This window comes from Actinokineospora sp. (assembly GCF_050699995.1).
GTDB lineage: Bacteria > Actinomycetota > Actinomycetes > Mycobacteriales > Pseudonocardiaceae > Actinokineospora.
In genome coordinates, this window is sequence record NZ_JBOHGC010000002.1 from 23,814 (window position 1) to 41,617 (window position 17,804).

15 protein-coding genes and 1 tRNA gene are annotated in these 17,804 nt (G+C 68.7%); 6 read left to right on the forward strand and 10 right to left on the reverse strand.

Features of this window, described 5'->3' with window-relative positions:
- The first annotated feature begins 160 nt into the window (after nt 1-160).
- Both ACRDSQ_RS00280 and ACRDSQ_RS00285 read left to right on the forward strand, forming a co-directional pair.
- A complete protein-coding gene (locus ACRDSQ_RS00280) occupies nt 161-967 on the forward strand; it encodes a class E sortase (RefSeq protein WP_431417732.1) in 807 nt (268 codons plus the stop codon).
- Nucleotides 967-1,122 carry a hypothetical protein gene (locus tag ACRDSQ_RS00285; protein WP_431417709.1) on the forward strand — a complete coding sequence of 52 codons (156 nt, stop codon included), beginning with the start codon at nt 967-969 and terminating at the stop codon, nt 1,120-1,122. The genes ACRDSQ_RS00280 and ACRDSQ_RS00285 overlap by 1 nt, the downstream gene beginning before the upstream one ends.
- Here ACRDSQ_RS00285 and ACRDSQ_RS00290 read toward each other — a convergent pair.
- Nucleotides 1,109-2,332, reverse strand: a complete 1,224-nt coding sequence (locus ACRDSQ_RS00290) for an APC family permease (RefSeq protein WP_431417712.1) — start codon at nt 2,330-2,332, stop codon at nt 1,109-1,111. The genes ACRDSQ_RS00285 and ACRDSQ_RS00290 overlap by 14 nt on opposite strands.
- Nucleotides 2,333-2,474: 142 nt before the next feature.
- Between ACRDSQ_RS00290 and ACRDSQ_RS00295 the strand changes: the two genes are divergently transcribed.
- Entirely contained in the window at nt 2,475-3,122 is a 648-nt protein-coding gene (locus ACRDSQ_RS00295) for an aminodeoxychorismate/anthranilate synthase component II (protein WP_431417714.1), read from the forward strand.
- 43 nt (nt 3,123-3,165) lie between these two features.
- On the opposite strand, the gene pknB is transcribed toward ACRDSQ_RS00295, so the two are convergent.
- The 7 genes from pknB to ACRDSQ_RS00330 all read right to left on the reverse strand — a co-directional run bounded on the left by pknB (nt 3,166) and on the right by ACRDSQ_RS00330 (nt 12,927).
- Nucleotides 3,166-5,142, reverse strand: a complete 1,977-nt coding sequence (pknB, locus tag ACRDSQ_RS00300; RefSeq protein WP_431417716.1) for a Stk1 family PASTA domain-containing Ser/Thr kinase — start codon at nt 5,140-5,142, stop codon at nt 3,166-3,168.
- Between the two features lie 94 nt (nt 5,143-5,236).
- Nucleotides 5,237-6,685, reverse strand: coding sequence for a serine/threonine-protein kinase (locus ACRDSQ_RS00305; RefSeq protein ID WP_431417718.1), 1,449 nt, complete (start codon nt 6,683-6,685; stop codon nt 5,237-5,239).
- A gap of 1 nt (nt 6,686) precedes the next feature.
- Entirely contained in the window at nt 6,687-8,177 is a 1,491-nt protein-coding gene (locus ACRDSQ_RS00310; RefSeq protein ID WP_431417719.1) for a peptidoglycan D,D-transpeptidase FtsI family protein, read from the reverse strand.
- Nucleotides 8,174-9,658 carry an FtsW/RodA/SpoVE family cell cycle protein gene (locus tag ACRDSQ_RS00315; protein WP_431417720.1) on the reverse strand — a complete coding sequence of 495 codons (1,485 nt, stop codon included), beginning with the start codon at nt 9,656-9,658 and terminating at the stop codon, nt 8,174-8,176. Before ACRDSQ_RS00315 ends, ACRDSQ_RS00310 begins: the two co-directional genes overlap by 4 nt.
- Nucleotides 9,658-11,100 (reverse strand): PP2C family protein-serine/threonine phosphatase, encoded by a 1,443-nt coding sequence (locus ACRDSQ_RS00320; protein ID WP_431417722.1) that lies wholly within the window; start codon nt 11,098-11,100, stop codon nt 9,658-9,660. Before ACRDSQ_RS00320 ends, ACRDSQ_RS00315 begins: the two co-directional genes overlap by 1 nt.
- The gene (locus ACRDSQ_RS00325) at nt 11,097-11,555 is read right to left on the reverse strand and encodes an FHA domain-containing protein FhaB/FipA (RefSeq protein ID WP_091383688.1); all 459 of its coding nucleotides are present in this window, start codon (nt 11,553-11,555) and stop codon (nt 11,097-11,099) included. Before ACRDSQ_RS00325 ends, ACRDSQ_RS00320 begins: the two co-directional genes overlap by 4 nt.
- A 190-nt stretch (nt 11,556-11,745) precedes the next feature.
- Nucleotides 11,746-12,927: a DUF3662 and FHA domain-containing protein gene (locus ACRDSQ_RS00330; RefSeq protein WP_431417725.1), complete on the reverse strand. Its 1,182-nt coding sequence runs from the start codon at nt 12,925-12,927 to the stop codon at nt 11,746-11,748.
- 139 nt (nt 12,928-13,066) lie between these two features.
- On the opposite strand from ACRDSQ_RS00330, the gene ACRDSQ_RS00335 reads away from it, so the two are divergent.
- Nucleotides 13,067-13,149 (forward strand) — tRNA-Leu (locus ACRDSQ_RS00335).
- A 494-nt stretch (nt 13,150-13,643) separates the two neighbouring features.
- Nucleotides 13,644-14,216, forward strand: a complete 573-nt coding sequence (locus tag ACRDSQ_RS00340) for a hypothetical protein (RefSeq protein ID WP_431417735.1) — start codon at nt 13,644-13,646, stop codon at nt 14,214-14,216.
- 4 nt (nt 14,217-14,220) lie between these two features.
- Here ACRDSQ_RS00340 and ACRDSQ_RS00345 read toward each other — a convergent pair whose 3' ends face one another.
- A complete protein-coding gene (locus tag ACRDSQ_RS00345; protein WP_431417727.1) occupies nt 14,221-15,543 on the reverse strand; it encodes a D-arabinono-1,4-lactone oxidase in 1,323 nt (440 codons plus the stop codon).
- A gap of 93 nt (nt 15,544-15,636) precedes the next feature.
- Here ACRDSQ_RS00345 and ACRDSQ_RS00350 point away from each other — a divergent pair, with 93 nt between their 5' ends.
- A complete protein-coding gene (locus tag ACRDSQ_RS00350; RefSeq protein ID WP_431417728.1) occupies nt 15,637-16,848 on the forward strand; it encodes an amino acid deaminase/aldolase in 1,212 nt (403 codons plus the stop codon).
- A gap of 159 nt (nt 16,849-17,007) precedes the next feature.
- Here ACRDSQ_RS00350 and ACRDSQ_RS00355 read toward each other — a convergent pair whose 3' ends face one another.
- Nucleotides 17,008-17,625, reverse strand: a complete 618-nt coding sequence (locus ACRDSQ_RS00355; RefSeq protein WP_431417729.1) for a TetR family transcriptional regulator — start codon at nt 17,623-17,625, stop codon at nt 17,008-17,010.
- Between the last annotated feature and the right edge of the window lie 179 nt (nt 17,626-17,804).

The window sequence follows — 17,804 nt, forward strand, 5'->3', positions numbered from 1 at the left end:
AACGTAGCTGAGCACGTAGCCGAATCACCAGTCGCCAACGTTCTGACTTCGTTAGCGCGAGGGTGGACGGGCAACACCCGCGAGAGGAGCCCGCGTGAGCACGCTCGGCGGCGGCGACAGCCCAGCGGAATCCCCGGTCGGCCCTGGTCAGGGCCCAGATTTGGGAGATTCCGATCGGGTTCGCTCGGTTGTTCGCGGGCTTGGCGAATTACTCATCACGGCGGGTCTCGTGGTGCTGCTTTTCGTCGTATACGAGGTTTACGTCACCGACCTGGTTTCCGCGGGCAAGCAGCGGGACGCCACGTCGGCGCTGGAGGACACCTGGAAGGCAGGCCCGCCCGAGCAGGAGCGGGTCGACCACTTCGACGGCCTGGGCGAGGGCGCGGGCTTCGCGAAGATGTTCGTCCCCGCGCTGGGCAGCGACTACGCGTTCACCATCCTCGAGGGCACGACCGAGAAGACCCTGGAGGTCGGCCCCGGCCACTACCAGGGCACGGCGTACCCCGGTCAGCCCGGCAACTTCGCCGTGGCGGGCCACCGGGTCGGCAAGGGCGCGCCGTTCAACGACATCGACCTGCTGAACTCGTGCGACGCGATCGTGGTCGAGACCCGGTTCAGCTGGTTCGTCTACCGGGTGATGCCGAAGAAGGACGAGGCGGGCCGGTGGGCGGAGAAGGCGTCCGACCCGCGGTGCAAGGGCGTGGCCCCGCTCGGCGAGCCGTATGACGAGGTGGTCGGGCAGGAGATCGTCAGCCCGAGGGACAGTTCGGTCATCGAGCCCGTCCCGCACCGCCCGGGCGCCGAGGGCAGCGTCGGCGAGCAGGTCACGCTGATGACGCTGACCACTTGTCACCCGCGGTTCTCCGACCGCCAGCGCCTCATCGTCCATGCTGTGTTCGTCCAGCACTGGGCGAAGGACCCGGCCCATCCTGAGTTCAGGCCGCCAGAGTTGAAGGAGACCTCCTGATGTACGGGTGGATTTGGCGGCATCTGCCGGGTCCGATGGCGGTCCGCGCGATCACCGCGTTCCTGTTGATCGCGGGGGTGGTCGCCCTGCTGATGTTCGTGGTGTTCCCGTGGATCGAGCCGAAGCTGCCGTTCAACCAGGTCACGACCGAATAGCGAGCCTGGCCAGCAGCCCGACGGCGAGCACACCCGCGCCGATGAGGACCGAGCCGAACGGCAGGGTCAGGGCGAGCACGACGCAGCCGACTAGACCGGCGACGTTGAGCCACCGCGGCCACCGACGTTCGCTCGCCTGCTGGCGGCACGCGCTCGCGTTGGCGACCGCGTAGTAGACGAGCACACCGAACGACGAGAACCCGACAACGCCCCGCAGGTCCGCGACCAGCACAAGCACGCACACAGTGGCGCCGACGGCCACCTCGGCGCGGCGGGGGACACCGAAGCGGGAGTCGACGGCGGCCAGGAACGGCGGCAGGTCCCGGTTGCGGGCCATCGCCATGGCGGTCCGGCCGATGCCGGTGATCAACGCCAGCAGCGCGCCGAGGCTGGCGGCCGCGGCGCCGATCCGGACCGCGATGGTCAGCCCAGGTTGCCCGGCCACGGTCAGCATGTCGGCCACCGGCGCTTTGGAGCCCGCGAGTCGGTCGGGGCCGAGGACGAGCAGCAACGTGACGCCGACCGCGAGGTAGACCGCCATCGCTCCGCCCAGTGCGCCCAGGATGGCGCGGGGGATGGTTCGGGTCGGTTCACGGACCTCTTCACTCACCGTCGCGATTCGCGCGTAACCGGCGAAGGCGAAGAAGAGCAGCCCCGCGGCTTGGAGCACGCCGAGCGGTCCGTGGGTGAACCAGTCGCCCATGGGGACCGCGGCGGGCAGCGCGAGTGAGACGGCGCCGACCAGGACGACGAGGACGACGCTCAGGAGCACCTTTGTGAGCAGCGCGGTCCGGGTGATGCCGAAGCAGTTGACCACCGTCAGCACCACGACCGCCGCGGCGGCGATCGGCCGCTCCCAGCCGGGCGCCGCGTAGGCGGCGAAAGTCAGCGCCATCGCCGCGCAACTGGCGGTCTTGCCGATGACGAACCCCCACCCGGCGAGGAACCCCCACCACGGCCCGAGGATTTCGCGCCCGAACAGGTAGGTGCCACCGGAAGCCGGGTAGGCGGCCGCGAGCTGAGCGGACGCGGTGGCGTTGCAGTAGGCGACAAACCCTGCGATGACCAGCGCGAACAGGACCGCCCCACCCGCACTGGCCGCTGCGGGCGCGAACACCGCGAAGACGCCTGCGCCCAACATCGACCCAAGGCCGATGGCGATCGCGTCCACCGTCCCAAGCCTGCGCGTCAGCTGAGTCACGGCGCTCATGGTGTCATGGGGGAGTTATCCACAGCCAAGATCGACATCGGCCGGATTGTCCCCTCTCGCCGATAGATTGGCCAAGGGCAGTGCCCCCCGGGGGTGGGGGTCTCCGCCCGGATCCGGTCGTGGTGGGCGGTAAGTTGTGGGTATGCGTGTACTGGTCGTCGACAACTACGACAGCTTCGTTTACAACCTTGTGCAGTACCTGGCCCAGTTGGGCGCGGAGTGCGAGGTCTGGCGCAACGACGCCGACGAGCTGGCCGATCCGGACGCGCTCACCGGATTCGACGCCGTCCTCATCAGTCCTGGGCCGAGCACCCCGGAGCGGGCTGGGCTAAGTGTCGACGTGGTCCGGCGATGTGCCGAAGCGCGGAAGCCGTTGCTTGGGGTTTGCCTGGGGCACCAGGCCATCGCCGTCGCCTACGGGTCGACCGTTGATCGGGCGCCGGAGTTGCTGCACGGGAAGACCAGTCAGGTCGTCCACACCGGCACGGGGGTTCTGGCCGGGTTGCCGCATCCGTTCACCGCGACCCGCTACCACTCGCTGACCGTGGTGCCCGAGACGATCTCCGATGAGTTCGAGGTGACCGGGCGCACCGAGACCGGCATCGTCATGGCGATGCGGCACCGGGACCTGCCGATCGAGGGTGTGCAGTTCCACCCGGAGTCGGTGCTGACCGACGGCGGGCACCGGATGCTCGCCAACTGGCTCGCCACCGCCGGGTTCGTGGTGCCGGAGGCCAGGGTCGCCGAGTTGGAGCGCGACATGCGCGCGCTCACCCAAGCGCTGGCATAAGAAAACGGCCCCTCCGTGTGGAGGGGCCGTTCTCGTCAGGCCATCAGGACGACGGGATCCCGACCCCGGGCTTGCGCCCGACGAGCAGGTTCACGGTCGCGTTCTTGTCGAGCTTCTGACCGGTGTTCGGCCGCTGGTCGATGATCTTGCCGACCTTGTCCTCGTCGTTGGTCAGCGTCTCGTTGACGTTGAGCGTGCCGGTCCAGCCCAAGGCCTTGAGGATCTGGTCGGCCTCCGTGGGTGTCTTTCCCTCGAGGTCGGGCATCTCGATGGAGACCTGGTCGCCGTTGGACACCTCGAGGGTCACCGTCGACCCGGGCTTCAACTTGCCGCTCTTCGGCGACTGGTTGACGACCGTGCCCGCGGGCTGGTCGGACGAGACGTCCTTGCGCTGCGGCTTGAAGCCCAGCTTTGTCAGGTTCGCCGCGGCGTTGTCGTAGTCCTGGCCGATCAGGTTCGGCACCTCGACCGCCTCCGGCGCCTTGCCGACGGTCAGTTTGACCTGGGTGCCGACGTTGACGCTCAGCCCACCGTTCGGCGTCTGGCTGACGACCTTGCCGACCTCGGCCGGGTCCTCGACCGGAGTCTCCTCGACTCCGGACACCTGCAGTTGCAGTTTCTGCAGCTCAGCGGTGGCCTCGTCCTTCGTCTTGCCGGTCAGGTCGGGCACGGTGACCTTGCCGGGGCTGCCGCCGATGCGGACCATCACGGTGTCGCCCTTGCGGACCGTGGCTCCGGCCGCGGGGTCGGTCCCGATCACCTTGCCGATGCGGTCCGGCCCGCAGGTGGGCGAGCCGTCCGCCGCGGGCTGGCAGGGGACGACCGTGCGGTTGATCTTCAGACCCTTCTCGGTCAGGGTCTGGATCGCCTGGGGCTCGATCTGGTCGGTGACGTCGGGCATCGGGAACGTCTCGGCCCCGGCGGGCGGTGCGTTCTTCTCCGACATCAGCCAGAAGATCAGGCCGGCGAGCCCCGCGACGAGCAGGCCGACCAGGATGATCATCCAGGTCTTGCGCTGCTTGCGTCTGCGTTCTTCCTCGTCGTCGGCGAACCGGTCGTAGTCGTCGTAGTCGTCGGAGAGGGCCTCCGGGCGGTGACGGCCGCGGGTCTCGGACTGACGAGTCGCGCCGAGCACGGCGGTGCGGTCGTCGTCGGTCATCACCATCGGCGCCGCGGGCCGCTGGCCGGACAGCACCCGGACTATGTCGGTGCGCATCTCGGCCGCCGACTGGTAGCGGTTGGCCGGGCCCTTCGACATCGCCTTGAGGACGATCGCGTCGAGCTGCGGGCTGACCCGCGGGTTGACCGTCGACGGCGGCCGCGGGTCCTCGCGGACGTGCTGGTAGGCCACGGCGACCGGCGAGTCGCCGGTGAAGGGCGGCTCACCGGTGAGCAGCTCGAACAGCACACAGCCCGCGGCGTAGACATCGCTGCGGGCATCGACGGACTCGCCGCGCGCCTGTTCGGGGGACAAGTACTGCGCGGTGCCGATCACCGCGGCGGTCTGGGTGACCGCGACCTGGCCGTCGGCGACCGCGCGGGCGATGCCGAAGTCCATCACCTTGACCGCGCCCGACTTGGTGATCATCGCGTTCGCGGGCTTGACGTCGCGGTGCACGATGCCATGGCGGTGGCTGAAGTCCAGCGCCGCGCAGACGTCGGCCATGATCTCCATCGCCCGCTGGCCCGACAGCGGGCCCTCGGTCTTGACGATGTCGCGCAGGGTGCGTCCGTCGACGTACTCCATGACGATGTACGGGAGCGGACCGGTTTCGATCCTGGTCTCGCCGGTGTCATACACGGCGACGATCGCGGGGTGGTTCAGCGCGGCGGCGTTCTGCGCCTCGCGGCGGAACCGCTCCTGGAACTGCGGGTCCCTGGCCAGGTCCGCGCGCAGCACCTTCACGGCGACCTCGCGTCCCAGTCGGACGTCCCGGCCGCGGTGGACCTCGGACATGCCGCCGTACCCGAGAGTCTCGCCGATCTCGTAGCGGTTGGAGAGCAGTCGCGGTGTGGTCATCGGTGCGTCGTCCCGCTCCTAGTCAATTCCTGTCCCATCATGCCTGCTGTCCGCCTCCGAGCCTGCGGTTCACGGTGTGGCTCGCTCATCCTGCTCATCCCGGTGGAGTCTGCTGCGGCCGGCACACGATTGTGATGTGGTCGCCGCGTTGCAGTTTCCCGATTGGCGTGATCTCCGTCACCGCACAGGCCGCTGGGTCTTCCGGCGGGACATCCGACTCGGTGACCACGGTCGTGCGAAGGCCGTCGCGCTCGAGTTCGGCGGCGACGTCCGAGGCAGGTCTGCGGATGTACCGAGTCGGAATGACCGTCACGATCTCACTATCGGTGCCCGCGTCGGACGGTTTCGGTGAGATCGACGTAGGACTGCTACCTGGCTTGCCCGCGGGCTGTTCGTCCGTGGCCTCGGTAGTCCTGGATTTGCTGCCGCCGGTCTCGTTCGGCCGCTCGTTCGAGCCGTCCGACGCGAAGATCGCGGGCAGCAGGAACGCGAGCGCGGCGATGAGCGCGACGGCGAGCACGACGATCGTGATCCACAGGCCGGTCCGACTCTCCCGCATCGGCTGACGCGGCGGGATGCGCATCGGGAACGCACCCGACGGCGGACCCGGCGGTCGGACGGGCGCCATCCCGGGGTGGGTGCCCGGACCGCTCTGCGGGCCCATCCGGTGCGCGGCCATCGCCAGACCGGACGGCGCGGGCAGCGGGTGGCCCGCGCGAACGGCGGCGACGGCGTTGGCGAACTCGCCGCCATTGCTGTAGCGCTGCCTCGGGTCTTTCACCAGGGTCGCCTCGATGACCGCGCGGGCGCCCGGCGGGACATCGTGCGGCAGCGGCCGCGGCAGGTCGCGGATGTGCATCATCGCGACCGTCACCGCGTTCTCCGACAGGAACGGCCGGTGCCCGGTGAGGCACTCGTAGCCGACCACGGCCAGCGAGTACACGTCGCTGGCGGGCTCGGCCTCATGTCCCAGGGCCTGTTCCGGGGCGATGTAGTGGGCGGTTCCCATGACCATGCCGGACCGGGTGACCGGAGCCGCGTCGGCCGCCTTGGCGATGCCGAAGTCGGTGAGCTTCACCGTGCCGGTCGGGGTGATCAGGATGTTGCCGGGCTTCACGTCGCGGTGGACGTACCCGCGCTCGTGGGCCGCCTGCAGCGCGTGACCCGCCTGTTCGAGGATGTCGAGCGTCCGCTCGGCGCCGATCCGGCCCTCCTTGGCGAGGATCGCGGCCAGCGGGTCGCCCTCGACGAGTTCCATCACCAGGTACGCGGTGTCCTGCGGGCCGTCGACGATCGCGGCCGTCTCGCCGTAGTCGTGCACCGCGGCGATGCCCGGGTGGTTGATCGACGCGGTGGTCCGGGCCTCGGTGCGGAAGCGGTGCAGGAACTCGGCGTCGCCGGAGAGCTCCGGCTTGAGCACCTTGACCGCGACCTTGCGGTCGAGCCGGGTGTCGGCGGCCTCCCAGACCTCGCCCATGCCGCCGACCGCGATGCGGCTGCTGAGCCGGTAGCGGTCGGCGAGGAGTAGGCCGGAGGTCAGCACGTCAGCTCCTCCCGGCGAGGAAGGCGTTGATCGTCGCCCGGCCGACGGCGGCCGAGAGCTTGCCGCCGGTCGCCGCGACATCGCGGCTCTCGACGAGCACCGCGACGGCGATCTTCGGGTCTTCGGCGGGCGCGAACGCCACGTACCAGGCGAACGGCGGGGTGTTCTTCGGGTCGTTGCCGGTCTCGGCGGTGCCGGTCTTCGACGCGATGGTCAGACCGTTGGTCTTGCCGTCGCCACCGGTCTTCGCCTCGGAGGCGATCATCATGTCGCGCAGCTGGTCGGCGCTGGAGCGCGACATCGCCCGGCCGAGGCTGTCCTCGTCGAACTTGGCGATCTCCGACAGGTCGGGGGCCAGCACCGACTTGACCAGCTGCGGCTTCATCCGCTCGCCGCCGTTGGCGATGGTGGCCACGATCTGGGCGTTCTGCAGCGGGGTGAGCCGGACGTCGCGCTGGCCGATGCCGCTCTGGTAGAGCGCGTTCGGATCGGTGATCTTCATGCACTGCTCGGTGCCGGGACCGACGCACGACTGCGTCACCTTCATCGGCACCCGCAGGTCGTTCTCGCCGATGCCGAACTTCGCGGACTGCTCGACGAGCTTGTCGTCGAGGTCATGCGCGAGCTGGGCGAACGCGGTGTTGCACGACAGCGACAGCGCGGTCTCCATGGTGACCGTCGTCTGGCTGCCGTTGCAGAAGCCGCGGTTGTAGTTGCGCAGCTCGGAGCCGCCGACGCCGATCCGGTCGGTCGCGGTGACCTGGTCGTCCTTGGTCTTGCCGTCCTCAAGCGCGGCCGCGGCGACGACCAGCTTGAACGTCGAGCCCGGCGCGTAGGTGTCGGCGATGGCCCGGTTGAGCATGGGCTTGCGCTTGTCCGCGTTGTACTCCCGCCACGCCTTCTCCTGCGCGGCGCCGTTGTGCGCCGAGAGCGGGTTCGGGTCGTAGGACGGGGTGCTGACCATCGCGAGGATCTCGCCGGTCTTCGGGTTCAGCGCGACGACCGAGCCGGCGAAGCCCTGCTTCTCCATCGCCTGGTAGGCGGCGAGCTGGGTGGCCGGGTCGATCGTCAGCTCGATGTTGCCGCCGCGCGGGTCGCGGCCGGTGATCAGGTCCGAGAGCCTGCGCACGAACAGGCGGTCGTCGGAACCGTTGAGGATCTCGTCCTCGGCCCGCTCCAGGCCGCCCGCGCCGTAGCGCACCGAGTAGAACCCGGTGACCGGCGCGTACAGCGGGCCGTTGTTGTACTGCCGCAGGTACCGCAGCCGGTTGTTCGTCGGCTGCACCGTCGCCAGGACCTGGATCTTGTTGTCGGACGAGCGGGCGAGGATCTTGCCGCGTTCGCGCGAGTACTCCTCCAGCAGGACCCGCTGGTTGCGCGAGTCCTTGCGGTAGTCGTCGGCCTTGATGATCTGGATGTACGTGGCGTTCGCCAGCAGCAGCACGATCATGCAGAGCATGGCCAGGCCGACTCGGCGCAGCGGTGTGTTCATGAGGGCCGCTCCGTCGGGGGTCGTTCCACCATCACGGTGCGGTCCTCGGCGATCGGCACCTGCGCCACCGGACGCGGGCGCACACCGGTCTGCGGTCGGCGCGCGGCGTCGGAGATCCGCAGCAGCAACGCGACCAGGACGTAGTTGGCCAGCAGCGACGACCCACCGTAGGACAGGAAGGGCGCGGTGATGCCGGTCATCGGGATCAGCTTGGTGACCCCGCCGACGACCACGAACACCTGCATGACCAGCAGGAACGACAGGCCGCCGCCGAGCAGCTTGCCGAAGGTGTCGCGCACGGCCAGCGCGCTGCGCATGCCGCGCATCGCCAGCAGCGTGTAGACCATCAGCAGCGCGGCCAGGCCGATGAAGCCGAGTTCCTCGCCGATCGCGGCGGCGATGAAGTCGGTGTTGGCCAGCGGGACCAGCTCCGGGCGGCCCGCGCCGAGTCCCGTGCCGCCGACTCCGCCGGTGCCGAGGCCGAACAGCGCCTGCGCGATCTGGTAGCCGCCGCCCGCGTCGTCGTAGGTGCCCAGCGGGTCGAACCAGTTGGCGACGCGCTGCTGGACGTGGGTGAACAGCTGGTAGGCGACGATGCAGCCACCGACGAACAGCGTCAGCCCGACCACGACCCAGATGCCGCGCTCGGTGGCGACGTAGAGCATCACCAGGATCGTGCCGAAGAACAGCAGCGACGTGCCGAGGTCCTTCTGGAACACCAAGACCGCGAGCGAGACGCCCCAGGCGAACAGGATCGGCCCGAGGTCGCGCGCCCGCGGCAGGTCGACGCCGAGGACCCGGCGCCCGGCGACCATGAACAGGTCGCGCTTGGAGACCAGGAACGCGGCGAAGAAGACCAATAAGAGGATCTTGGCGAATTCACCCGGTTGGATGGAGAACGGCCCGAACCGCAGCCAGATCTTCGCGCCGTTGATCGTCGGGGCGATCGCGTTCGGCAGTGCGGCGGGCAGCGCCAGCAGGAACAGCCCGGCCAGGCCGAACGTGTAGTTGTACTTCGTGAGCGTCCGGTGGTCCCGGATCACGATGAGCACCGCGAGGAACAGCACCAACGCGAGCGCGGTCCACAGGATCTGCTTCGGGACGTCGTTGTTGATCTCCTGGCCCGCCCGCAGCGCCTTCTCGGTCATCGCCAGGTCGATCCGGTAGATCATCACCAGGCCCAGGCCGTTGAGCAGCGCCACACACGGGAGGATCAGGGGGTCGGCGTAGGGGGCGTACTTGCGCACCGCCCAGTGCGCCGCGCCGAACAGGGCCAGGAACGCGAGCCCGTACCAGACGATGCGCAGCGTGAGCTGCTCGTTCTGGTTCGCCTCGACGAGCATGAGTGCCGCGGAGACAACGAACGCGGCGAACCCGAGCAGCAGCAGCTCGGTCCCTCGGCGCGTCGGCGCCGCACCGTCGGGCCCGACGCCGCTCAGCCCGGCCGCCGGACCAACCGCGCCCTGGACCGGTGATCCCATCAGCCGCCGCCCTTGTCCTCGTCGCGCGGCTTGCGGCAGTTCACACCCGGTTCCGGGGTGACCTGGCCCGCAGTGGGACCAGCGGTGGTCGTGGTCGGCGGGGCGATGTTCGAAGTGGCCACGTTCGGCTCGGAGGTGGTCTCCGGCGGCTGAACGGGCTGCGTGGTCGTGGGTGTGGTCGCAGGCGGGGTCGTGTTCTTCGCCAGATCCGCGCAGTCGGGCAGGCCGAACTTGCTGCGCAGCTCGCGGACGAACTCGCGCGCCCCGACGATGTTGTCGAACGTGATGCTGCCCGACCGGACCTCGTCCTTGCCGAACTGCTCAAGGTCGTCGACGTAGAACTTGTCGCACGTCCCCGCCGTCGCCGGGTCGCACGAGCCCTCACGCTGGCTGTTGAGCGACAACCCCAGGACACTGCCGCGCACACCCTGGAAGATCGCGATCTCGCCGTTGTCGCCCTCACCGACGAAGTACTGGTTGTTGACCCACAGCCGGGCCGCGATGGCGCCCGCGACGAGCAGCAGCAGCACCAGCAGGCTCGCCAGGACCAGCCGCACGCGCTTGCGGCGCTTGATCCTCGGGTCCGGCGGCGGCGGCGGAGCCTCGACCCGCGGCAGCCTCGGCGCGGTGATCGTGGCCGCACGGGACGCGGGGGAGTCGCCGGGCGGCATCTCGTCCATGCCGTTGCCCGCCGCGCCACCGACGATGGGGTTGTTGTCGCCGTAGTCGACGTCGATCACGTCGGCGACGATCACGGTGACGTTGTCCGGGCCACCGCCCTTGAGCGCCAGTTCGATCATCCGGTCCGCGCACAGCTGCGGATCCGGGATCTCGATGGCCTCGCTCATGGTCTCGTGGCTCACCGGGCCCGACAGACCGTCGGAACACAGCAGGTAGCGGTCGCCCGCGCGTGCCTCGCGCACCGTCAGGCTCGGCTCGACCTCATGGCCGGTCAGCGCCTTGAGCAGCAGCGAACGCTGCGGGTGGGTGGCGGCCTCGTCCTCGGTGATCCGACCCTCATCGATCAGCGACTGGACGAACGTGTCGTCGTGCGTGATCTGGGTGAACTGGCCGTTACGTCGCAGGTAGACCCGCGAATCGCCGACGTGGACCAGGCCGATGCGGTTGCCCGCGAAGAGGATCGCGGACAGGGTCGTGCCCATGCCGTCGAGGTCCGGGTCGCCCGCGACAAGCTCGGCGATGGCGCCATTGCCCGCCAGCGTCGCCTCACGCAGCTGGCCGAGAAGGTCGTCGCCCGGCTCGTCGTCATCGAGCGGCGCGAGCGCGGCGATGACGACCTTGCTGGCCACCTCGCCCGCCACATGGCCACCCATGCCGTCGGCCAACGACAACAAGCGGGGACCCGCGTACACGGAGTCCTGGTTGTTGGAACGCACCAGGCCCCGGTCGCTTCGGGCCGCGTAACGAAGAACAAGGGTCATGAGCGCAGCTCGATCACCGTTTTGCCGATACGGATCGGGACACCAAGTGGCACCCGGAGGGGTGCGGTGACCTTAGCCCGGTCGAGGTACGTCCCATTCGTCGAGCCCAGGTCTTCCACGTACCAGTCCGTTCCGCGCATCGACAGCCTGGCATGCCGGGTCGAGGCGTAGTCATCGTCGAGAACCAACGTCGAGTCATCGGCCCGGCCGATCATGATCGGCCTGCCGTCCAGCGAGATCCGGGTACCGGACAGCGCGCCGTGAGTCACCACGAGCTGCCGAGGCGCCTTACCGCGCACCTTGCCCGCCGCGGACCGGCGGAAACCGGGCACCGCGACCCGCAGCCCGGAGGCCGCGTAAAGATCGGAGCGGACCACCCGAAGCGCGGCCAGCACGAACAGCCAGAGCAGGGCGAGAAACCCTGCCCTGGTCAGCTGCATAACCAACTCTGGCACTTGTTGTGACCGCTCCCGCTTCTGCCGCGTCCGACCCGCCCGCGAACCCCGCGCCCCCGGATGGGGCCGTGTGTGGATCGCAATGAGGACTGCCCGGGGGATTAAACCCTGGACAGCCCTCAGGACGTCCGGTCGACCTCGAACGTTGCTTGCCCCGACCCGACTCTTACTCGACCGGCGAGTCGACCGCTCAGCCCTGCGTGCGGAACACCAGCGACGAATGCCCGATTCGGACCACGTCGCCATCCGCCAACTGCCAGGTCTGCACGGGCGTGCCGTTGACCGTGGTGCCATTCGTCGAACCCAAGTCGGCGAGCGTGGCGCTCTGCCCGTCCCAGGTGATCTCCAGATGACGGCGGGACACACCAGTGTCGGGCAGCCGGAAATCCGCGTCCTGACCGCGACCCACCACATTGCCGCCCTGCTTGAGGGCGTAATTGCGGTTGGAGCCGTCATCGAGCTGAAGGCTCGCGGACAGGGTGCGCGGACCGGTCTGCACGGCGGGCGGGGCGTATCCCTGCTGGGCGTACGGGTCCTGCCCATAGCCCTGCTGCGGCGCCTGGCCGTAACCCTGGTCGTAGCCAGCCTGCTGCCCGTAGCCCGCCTGCTGCCCGTAACCCTGGTCGTAGCCGCCGCCCTGCTGCTGGCCATAGCCCTGGTCGTAACCTGCCTGCTGGCCGTAGCCTGCCTGCTGCCCGTAACCCTGGTCGTAGCCCGCACCTTGCTGCTGGCCGTAACCCTGGTCGTAGCCGCCGCCCTGCTGCTGGCCATAGCCCTGGTCGTAGCCGCCGCCCTGCGGCTGCTGGCCATAACCCTGGGCGTAGTTGGGATCATTGCCGTATTGGCCCTGGCCGTACCCGTACTGCTGCTGTCCGTACGGGTCGCCCTCGGGCGGCTGGCCGTAGCCGGGAGGCTGGCTCATGGATGGGTCTCCTGCGTTGCGGGGTTGTGCCTGCTGTCTGCCTGCCTGATGGCCTGCACCGCTGACATGAGGCTTCACATCAGGGTCGACGGCTGAGCGGGTTCGGAACTGTCCGGTGTGCAGTGCTTCGGAGCGCTCCAGGGAGACTACGACGTCACCATAGGTGTCCCAGCCGTGCTCGGCGAGATGTTCCGCCACACAGTCCGCCAACAGCGACTTCATGCGGTCTTCATCGCCCGCGAAATTCTGGTGGTCGGCCGGCCCCAGCTGCACCACGTAGTGGTTTGGAGCCAGAAGTCTGCCACCCGCCAACTCGCGGACGTTGTCCTCGCCTTCACGCTGCAGCGCCTGTGCCACTTCTTGGGGCACCACGTTGCCACCGAAGACACGCGCGAAGGTGTTGCCAACGACATCCTCGAGCTTGCGGTTGAGACGCTGTCCGATGCCCATGACCCTCCTTCCCGTGCGTGCTCCTGCTGCGATCGTATCCGGGTGCGCCCGCCAGGACACGGGTATGTGCCAACCAGGTTCCGAGTGCGTGCTAGGCTTCCGCACGTTCCCAGAGACCAAGTCCCTGGAACGGTCACTCGGGCGAGTGGCGGAATGGCAGACGCGCACGGTTCAGGTCCGTGTGTCCGAAAGGACGTGGGGGTTCAACTCCCCCCTCGCCCACGCAAATAACGGCGGGTGCTCGCACAGAGCGCTCGCCGTTTTTTGCGTCTCTGGGGACCCAACCCGCACCGCGTGGGGCGCGAACAAAAATGCGGCGTTTGGGGTACGGCTCGGCGGCCGTTTGGTGGGTGGGTGCTTAAAACCAAATGGTGGCCCTCTAGCTGCGGCTTTGTTCACTGTGGGCGTTTGGTTGAGCACTCCTGGTTGAGCCGTTGAGCCGTCCACCTCGGGCGTCACCCGGTCGGCCGCACAGTCGGGGCGAAGTCCGATTACCGTTGGTCGACCGGTTAACGCCCGCCTAGCGCCGCCGGTCGCACAAGGGCATTCACACTCTCTTAATCGCCCGTCCTGGCCTGGTACTCCAGACATGTACCAATCGACACCGCGTTGATTCGCTGACCACTGTGCGGCGAGCGGCGACGGTGGAGGAGAAGGGCGGAAGTTTCGTGACCGGCATTCCAGGGCGCATCGCGGTTACCGAGAACCTCAAGGCGATGCCCGCACAGCTGGCCCCGCCGGTCGAGCTGCCCGCTCCCGTCGACGACCTCGCCGCGGCAGCACTACCGGCGCTCGGCTGGGCAGGCACCGTGCTCCCCGAGATGACTCTCCTCGGGCGCCGCGTGTGCCTCGTGGCCGAACTGCGGGCCGACGTGCACGCCGAACGGATCTGCCTCGGCCAGGAACCGGTCACCGACCGGGCCAGCGTGGCCACGTGGGCGTTCCCCGAGCTGGCGGGCCGCGTCCCCGAACCCGCGGCCCGCATCGTCGGCGTGATCGCCGTCGCCCGGCACTGGCGCACCGGCCTCGCCAACGCGGTGCCGTTCCTGCGCTACGGCGACGCGGCGGTCGTGCTCCCCACCTCAGCCGTGCTCACCCACGACTACCTCGCCAAGTGCCTGCCCCGCGCACGCGCGTACGGCGTCGGCATCGTCAGCGCCGAACCCAACGGTGAAGTCGACCTCGACCTGCCCGGCCGCTGCGACCGCGCCTTCCCCGAGACCGACGGCCTCTACCGGTGGATCAGCGAGCTGGCCTACGACTCGATCATGGAAAGCGTCGCCGTCTAGTCGGTCAGCGGCCCAGAACCCTTTCCGTATAAGGGTTCTGGAAACGACGCTCAGGATCCACCGCGGACCGCACGCCAAGGAAGTCATCGAAGCGCGGATACCGGGTGCGCAGCGAATCGGCGTCGAGCGAATGCATCTTGCCCCAATGCGGGCGACCGCCCACCTCGTTGACGATCGACTCGAACAAGTCGAAATACTCGCGATACGGCATCCCGAGGTACTGGTGGATCGCCAGATACGCGGAATCGCGGCCGTACGCGGTCGACAACCAGATGTCATCCGCCGCCGCCACCCGCACCTCGACCGGAAACATCACCGGGTCCTTCAACAAGGGCACCCGCTTGCGCAACTCCGCGAGGACCCCGCTCAACGCCTCTCGTGGGATGGCGTACTCCGACTCCACGAACCGAACCTTGCGGCTCGTCACGAAAACCTTGTGCGACCGGTCGCTGTACTCCCTCGACGACATCGCCGACGCCGACAGCTTGTTGAGCGGCCGCACCAAACTCGGCACCCGCCGCCCCAACCGGCACATCGCGCCGAACAACGCGTTCTCGACGACCTCGTACTCGACGTACTGGCGCACCCGGCCCATCGGCTCCGGCACCGCACCCGCGGGCAGCCGGTTGTTCCGCTTGGTCAAAGCCTGCTGACCGTAGGGAAACCAGTAGAACTCGAAGTGGTCATTGGCCGCGCACTGCTCATCCAGCGACGCCAGCACCGCGTCCAGCGGCTCCGGCCGCTCCTGCGCGGCCAACACGAACGCGGGCTCGGTCCGCAGCGTCACCGTGGTGATCACACCGAGCGCGCCCAGGCCGACCCGCGCCGCCGCGAAGAGTTCCGGCCGCTCCGACTCCGAACACGACACGACCGAACCGTCGGCGAGCACCAACTCGAGCGCCGCCACCTGGGTGGCGAGACCGCCGAGCCGCGCGCCGGTGCCGTGCGTGCCGGTGGAGATGGCACCCGAAACCGTCTGCGCGTCGATGTCGCCGAGATTGGTCATCGCCAGACCCAGGTGGTCGAGTTCGGCGTTGAGCGTCTTCAGCGTGGTGCCCGACCGGACGATCACCTCACCGGTGTTCAGATCCGCCGACTCGACGCCGGTCCAGCGCGACAGGTCGATGGCCATGCCGTGGGCGGCGCCGACCGAGGTGAAGGAGTGGCCGCTGCCGCGGGCGCGGACGCTCATGCCGGACTCGCCCGCGGCCTTGACGGCGGCGGTGATCTCGGCCACGTCGCGCGGGGCGCGCACTTCGCCCGCCACGGCGGATGCGGTTCCCGCCCAGTTGCGCCACGCGGCCTGCGGTGCGGTCGAACGGGTCATTGGCGACCTCCTGGCCGTCGAGTCAGCGAGGAAAACGTTAAGTGAATCTGCTTCACCTTTCAAGACTTTGCCCGTACCGTTGTCGTTGTGCCCTTGAAGAGTCAACGAACGCGGCTCGATGCTGCCACCGAACACCTCGACCCACCGGTCGCGGTGGTGGATCTCGACGCGTTCGACCGCAACGCCGCCGACCTCGCGCGGCGCGCGGACGGCAGGCCCATCCGGGTCGCCAGCAAGTCGGTGCGATGCCGGTTCCTGGTGGAACGGGTCCTGCGGACGCCGGGCTTCGAAGGGGTCATGAGCTACGCGCTGCGCGAAGCGCTCTGGCTGAACCGCGAATGGGCGGGCACCGACCTGGCCGACACGGACATCCTGGTCGCCTACCCGACCGCCGACCGCGCCGCGCTGCGCGAACTCGCCGCGGATGAACAGGCGCGCGAGCGGATCTCGATCATCGTCGACTCGGTCGGCCAGCTGGACTTCATCGACGCCACCCTCGACGCGGACCACGCGGAGATCCGCGTCTGCCTCGAACTCGACGTCTCCTGGCGCCCGCTGGGCAGCCGAGTCGTCCATGTCGGGCCCTACCGCTCTCCGGTGTTCACCCCGAAACAGGCCGCGGATCTCGCTGTGGACGTGAGCAAACGGCCGGGTTTCCGCCTGGTCGGGGTGATGGGTTACGAGGGTCAGATCGCCGGACTGGGCGACACCCCCGCTGGAAACCCGCTTCTCGGTGTCATTCGTCGCTGGATGCAGGGCCGTTCGGCGCAAGAACTCGTCCGCAGGCGCGGCACAGCGGTCCGCGCGGTCACCGCCGTGCAGGAGCTGGAGTTCGTCAACGGCGGCGGCACGGGCAGCATCGAGGTCACCCGGGGCGACTCGTCGGTCACCGAGATCGCCGCGGGATCGGGTCTGATCGGGCCCACCCTGTTCGACAACTACAGCCGCTTCACCCCGCAGCCCGCCGTGCTGTTCGCGGTCCCGGTGGTGCGCAAGCCCGGACCGGGCCTGGCGACCCTGCTCGGCGGCGGCTACCTCGCGTCCGGTCCGGCCAACAGTGCCCGGCTGCCGCGGCCGTACCTGCCCGAAGGCCTGAAGCTGCTGTCGATGGAAGGCGCGGGCGAGGTGCAGACCCCGGTCAGCGGACCGGCGGCGGACTTGCTGCAGGTGGGCGACCGGGTGTGGATGCGCCACGCGAAGGCCGGTGAGCTGGCCGAACGGTTCAGCGAGTACCACGTGCTCGACGGCGACAAGCTGACGATGACCGTGCCGACCTACCGCGGCGAGGACAAGTCTTTCGGTTAGGTCGTGTCCTGCAAGTCCGGCACACGATATCCGCGCCCGCGCGGCCCCTGGCCGCACCACGACACGACCCAAGTACACCCAGTACGAGCAGCCGCGCCGTGGCACGGCCAGGAACCACGCGGATCACGGATCTCGCGCACCGGACTCACAGGACACGACCTAGGTGCCGAAGTTCTTGCTGGAGATGTAGTCGCGCACGACCTGCTTGGCCTCGGCGATGACGACGTCCTCGGGGAACAGCTTGCGCCGGAACGCCAGGTTGAGGATCGAGTCGGCGATCTCGTTGGCGACCGCCACCGGCAGCCGCAGCTCGTCGAACGAGACGTTGAACCGCTCGGCGAGGAACGTCGCGATGCTGTCCGCGATCACCGTGTTGTTGTCGCGCTGGTCGTCGATGAGCCGCAGGTCGACCACGTCGCCGAAGCGGATGCGGCTGAAACCGGGCACCTCGCGGTACATCTGCACGTAGATGTCGAAGATGAGGTCCGCGGCGTGCCCCCAGCGTTCCAGCGGGGACTCGTCGAGCCTGCGGCCGATCTCGGCCATGAAATGGTCGAGGTTGCGCTGGGTCAACGCCTGCACGACGGCCCGCTTGTCCGGGAAGAACTGGTAGAGCGAGCCGACCGCGACGCCCGCCCGCTCGGCGATCAGGGTCGTGGTGACCCCGTCGTAGCCGAGCTCGTCGATCAGCTGGGCGCACGACTCAAGCATTTTCTCCACACGCTTGGCGCTGCGCTGCTGAACCGGCTGCCGGCGGAGTGGGGTAGGGCTGGCCACTGAATCTCCTCCTGGTCGCTGCGGTACATCTTGCCCGTTCAACGACCGATAAAGCGGCTCGGAGCGCCGACCTCCCACTATCGGGAACAAATTTCACAAATCTACCCCTGGGTAGCTTGTGGACAGTGACAAGTGGAACCGCGGACCGGTGCTGGTCGGGGGAGGGAGTACAGCAGCAC

What these genes read in the sequence shown, in the direction of transcription:
- ACRDSQ_RS00340 (WP_431417735.1), top strand. Translation starts at nt 13,644, where the DNA reads ATGCCCGCACAGCTGGCCCCGCCGGTCGAGCTGCCCGCTCCCGTCGAC.
- ACRDSQ_RS00310 (WP_431417719.1), bottom strand. Translation starts at nt 8,177, where the DNA reads ATGAACACACCGCTGCGCCGAGTCGGCCTGGCCATGCTCTGCATGATC.
- ACRDSQ_RS00330 (WP_431417725.1), bottom strand. Translation starts at nt 12,927, where the DNA reads ATGGGCATCGGACAGCGTCTCAACCGCAAGCTCGAGGATGTCGTTGGC.
- ACRDSQ_RS00285 (WP_431417709.1), top strand. Translation starts at nt 967, where the DNA reads ATGTACGGGTGGATTTGGCGGCATCTGCCGGGTCCGATGGCGGTCCGC.
- ACRDSQ_RS00320 (WP_431417722.1), bottom strand. Translation starts at nt 11,100, where the DNA reads ATGACCCTTGTTCTTCGTTACGCGGCCCGAAGCGACCGGGGCCTGGTG.
- ACRDSQ_RS00345 (WP_431417727.1), bottom strand. Translation starts at nt 15,543, where the DNA reads ATGACCCGTTCGACCGCACCGCAGGCCGCGTGGCGCAACTGGGCGGGA.
- pknB (WP_431417716.1), bottom strand. Translation starts at nt 5,142, where the DNA reads ATGACCACACCGCGACTGCTCTCCAACCGCTACGAGATCGGCGAGACT.
- ACRDSQ_RS00290 (WP_431417712.1), bottom strand. Translation starts at nt 2,332, where the DNA reads ATGAGCGCCGTGACTCAGCTGACGCGCAGGCTTGGGACGGTGGACGCG.
- ACRDSQ_RS00295 (WP_431417714.1), top strand. Translation starts at nt 2,475, where the DNA reads ATGCGTGTACTGGTCGTCGACAACTACGACAGCTTCGTTTACAACCTT.
- ACRDSQ_RS00315 (WP_431417720.1), bottom strand. Translation starts at nt 9,658, where the DNA reads ATGGGATCACCGGTCCAGGGCGCGGTTGGTCCGGCGGCCGGGCTGAGC.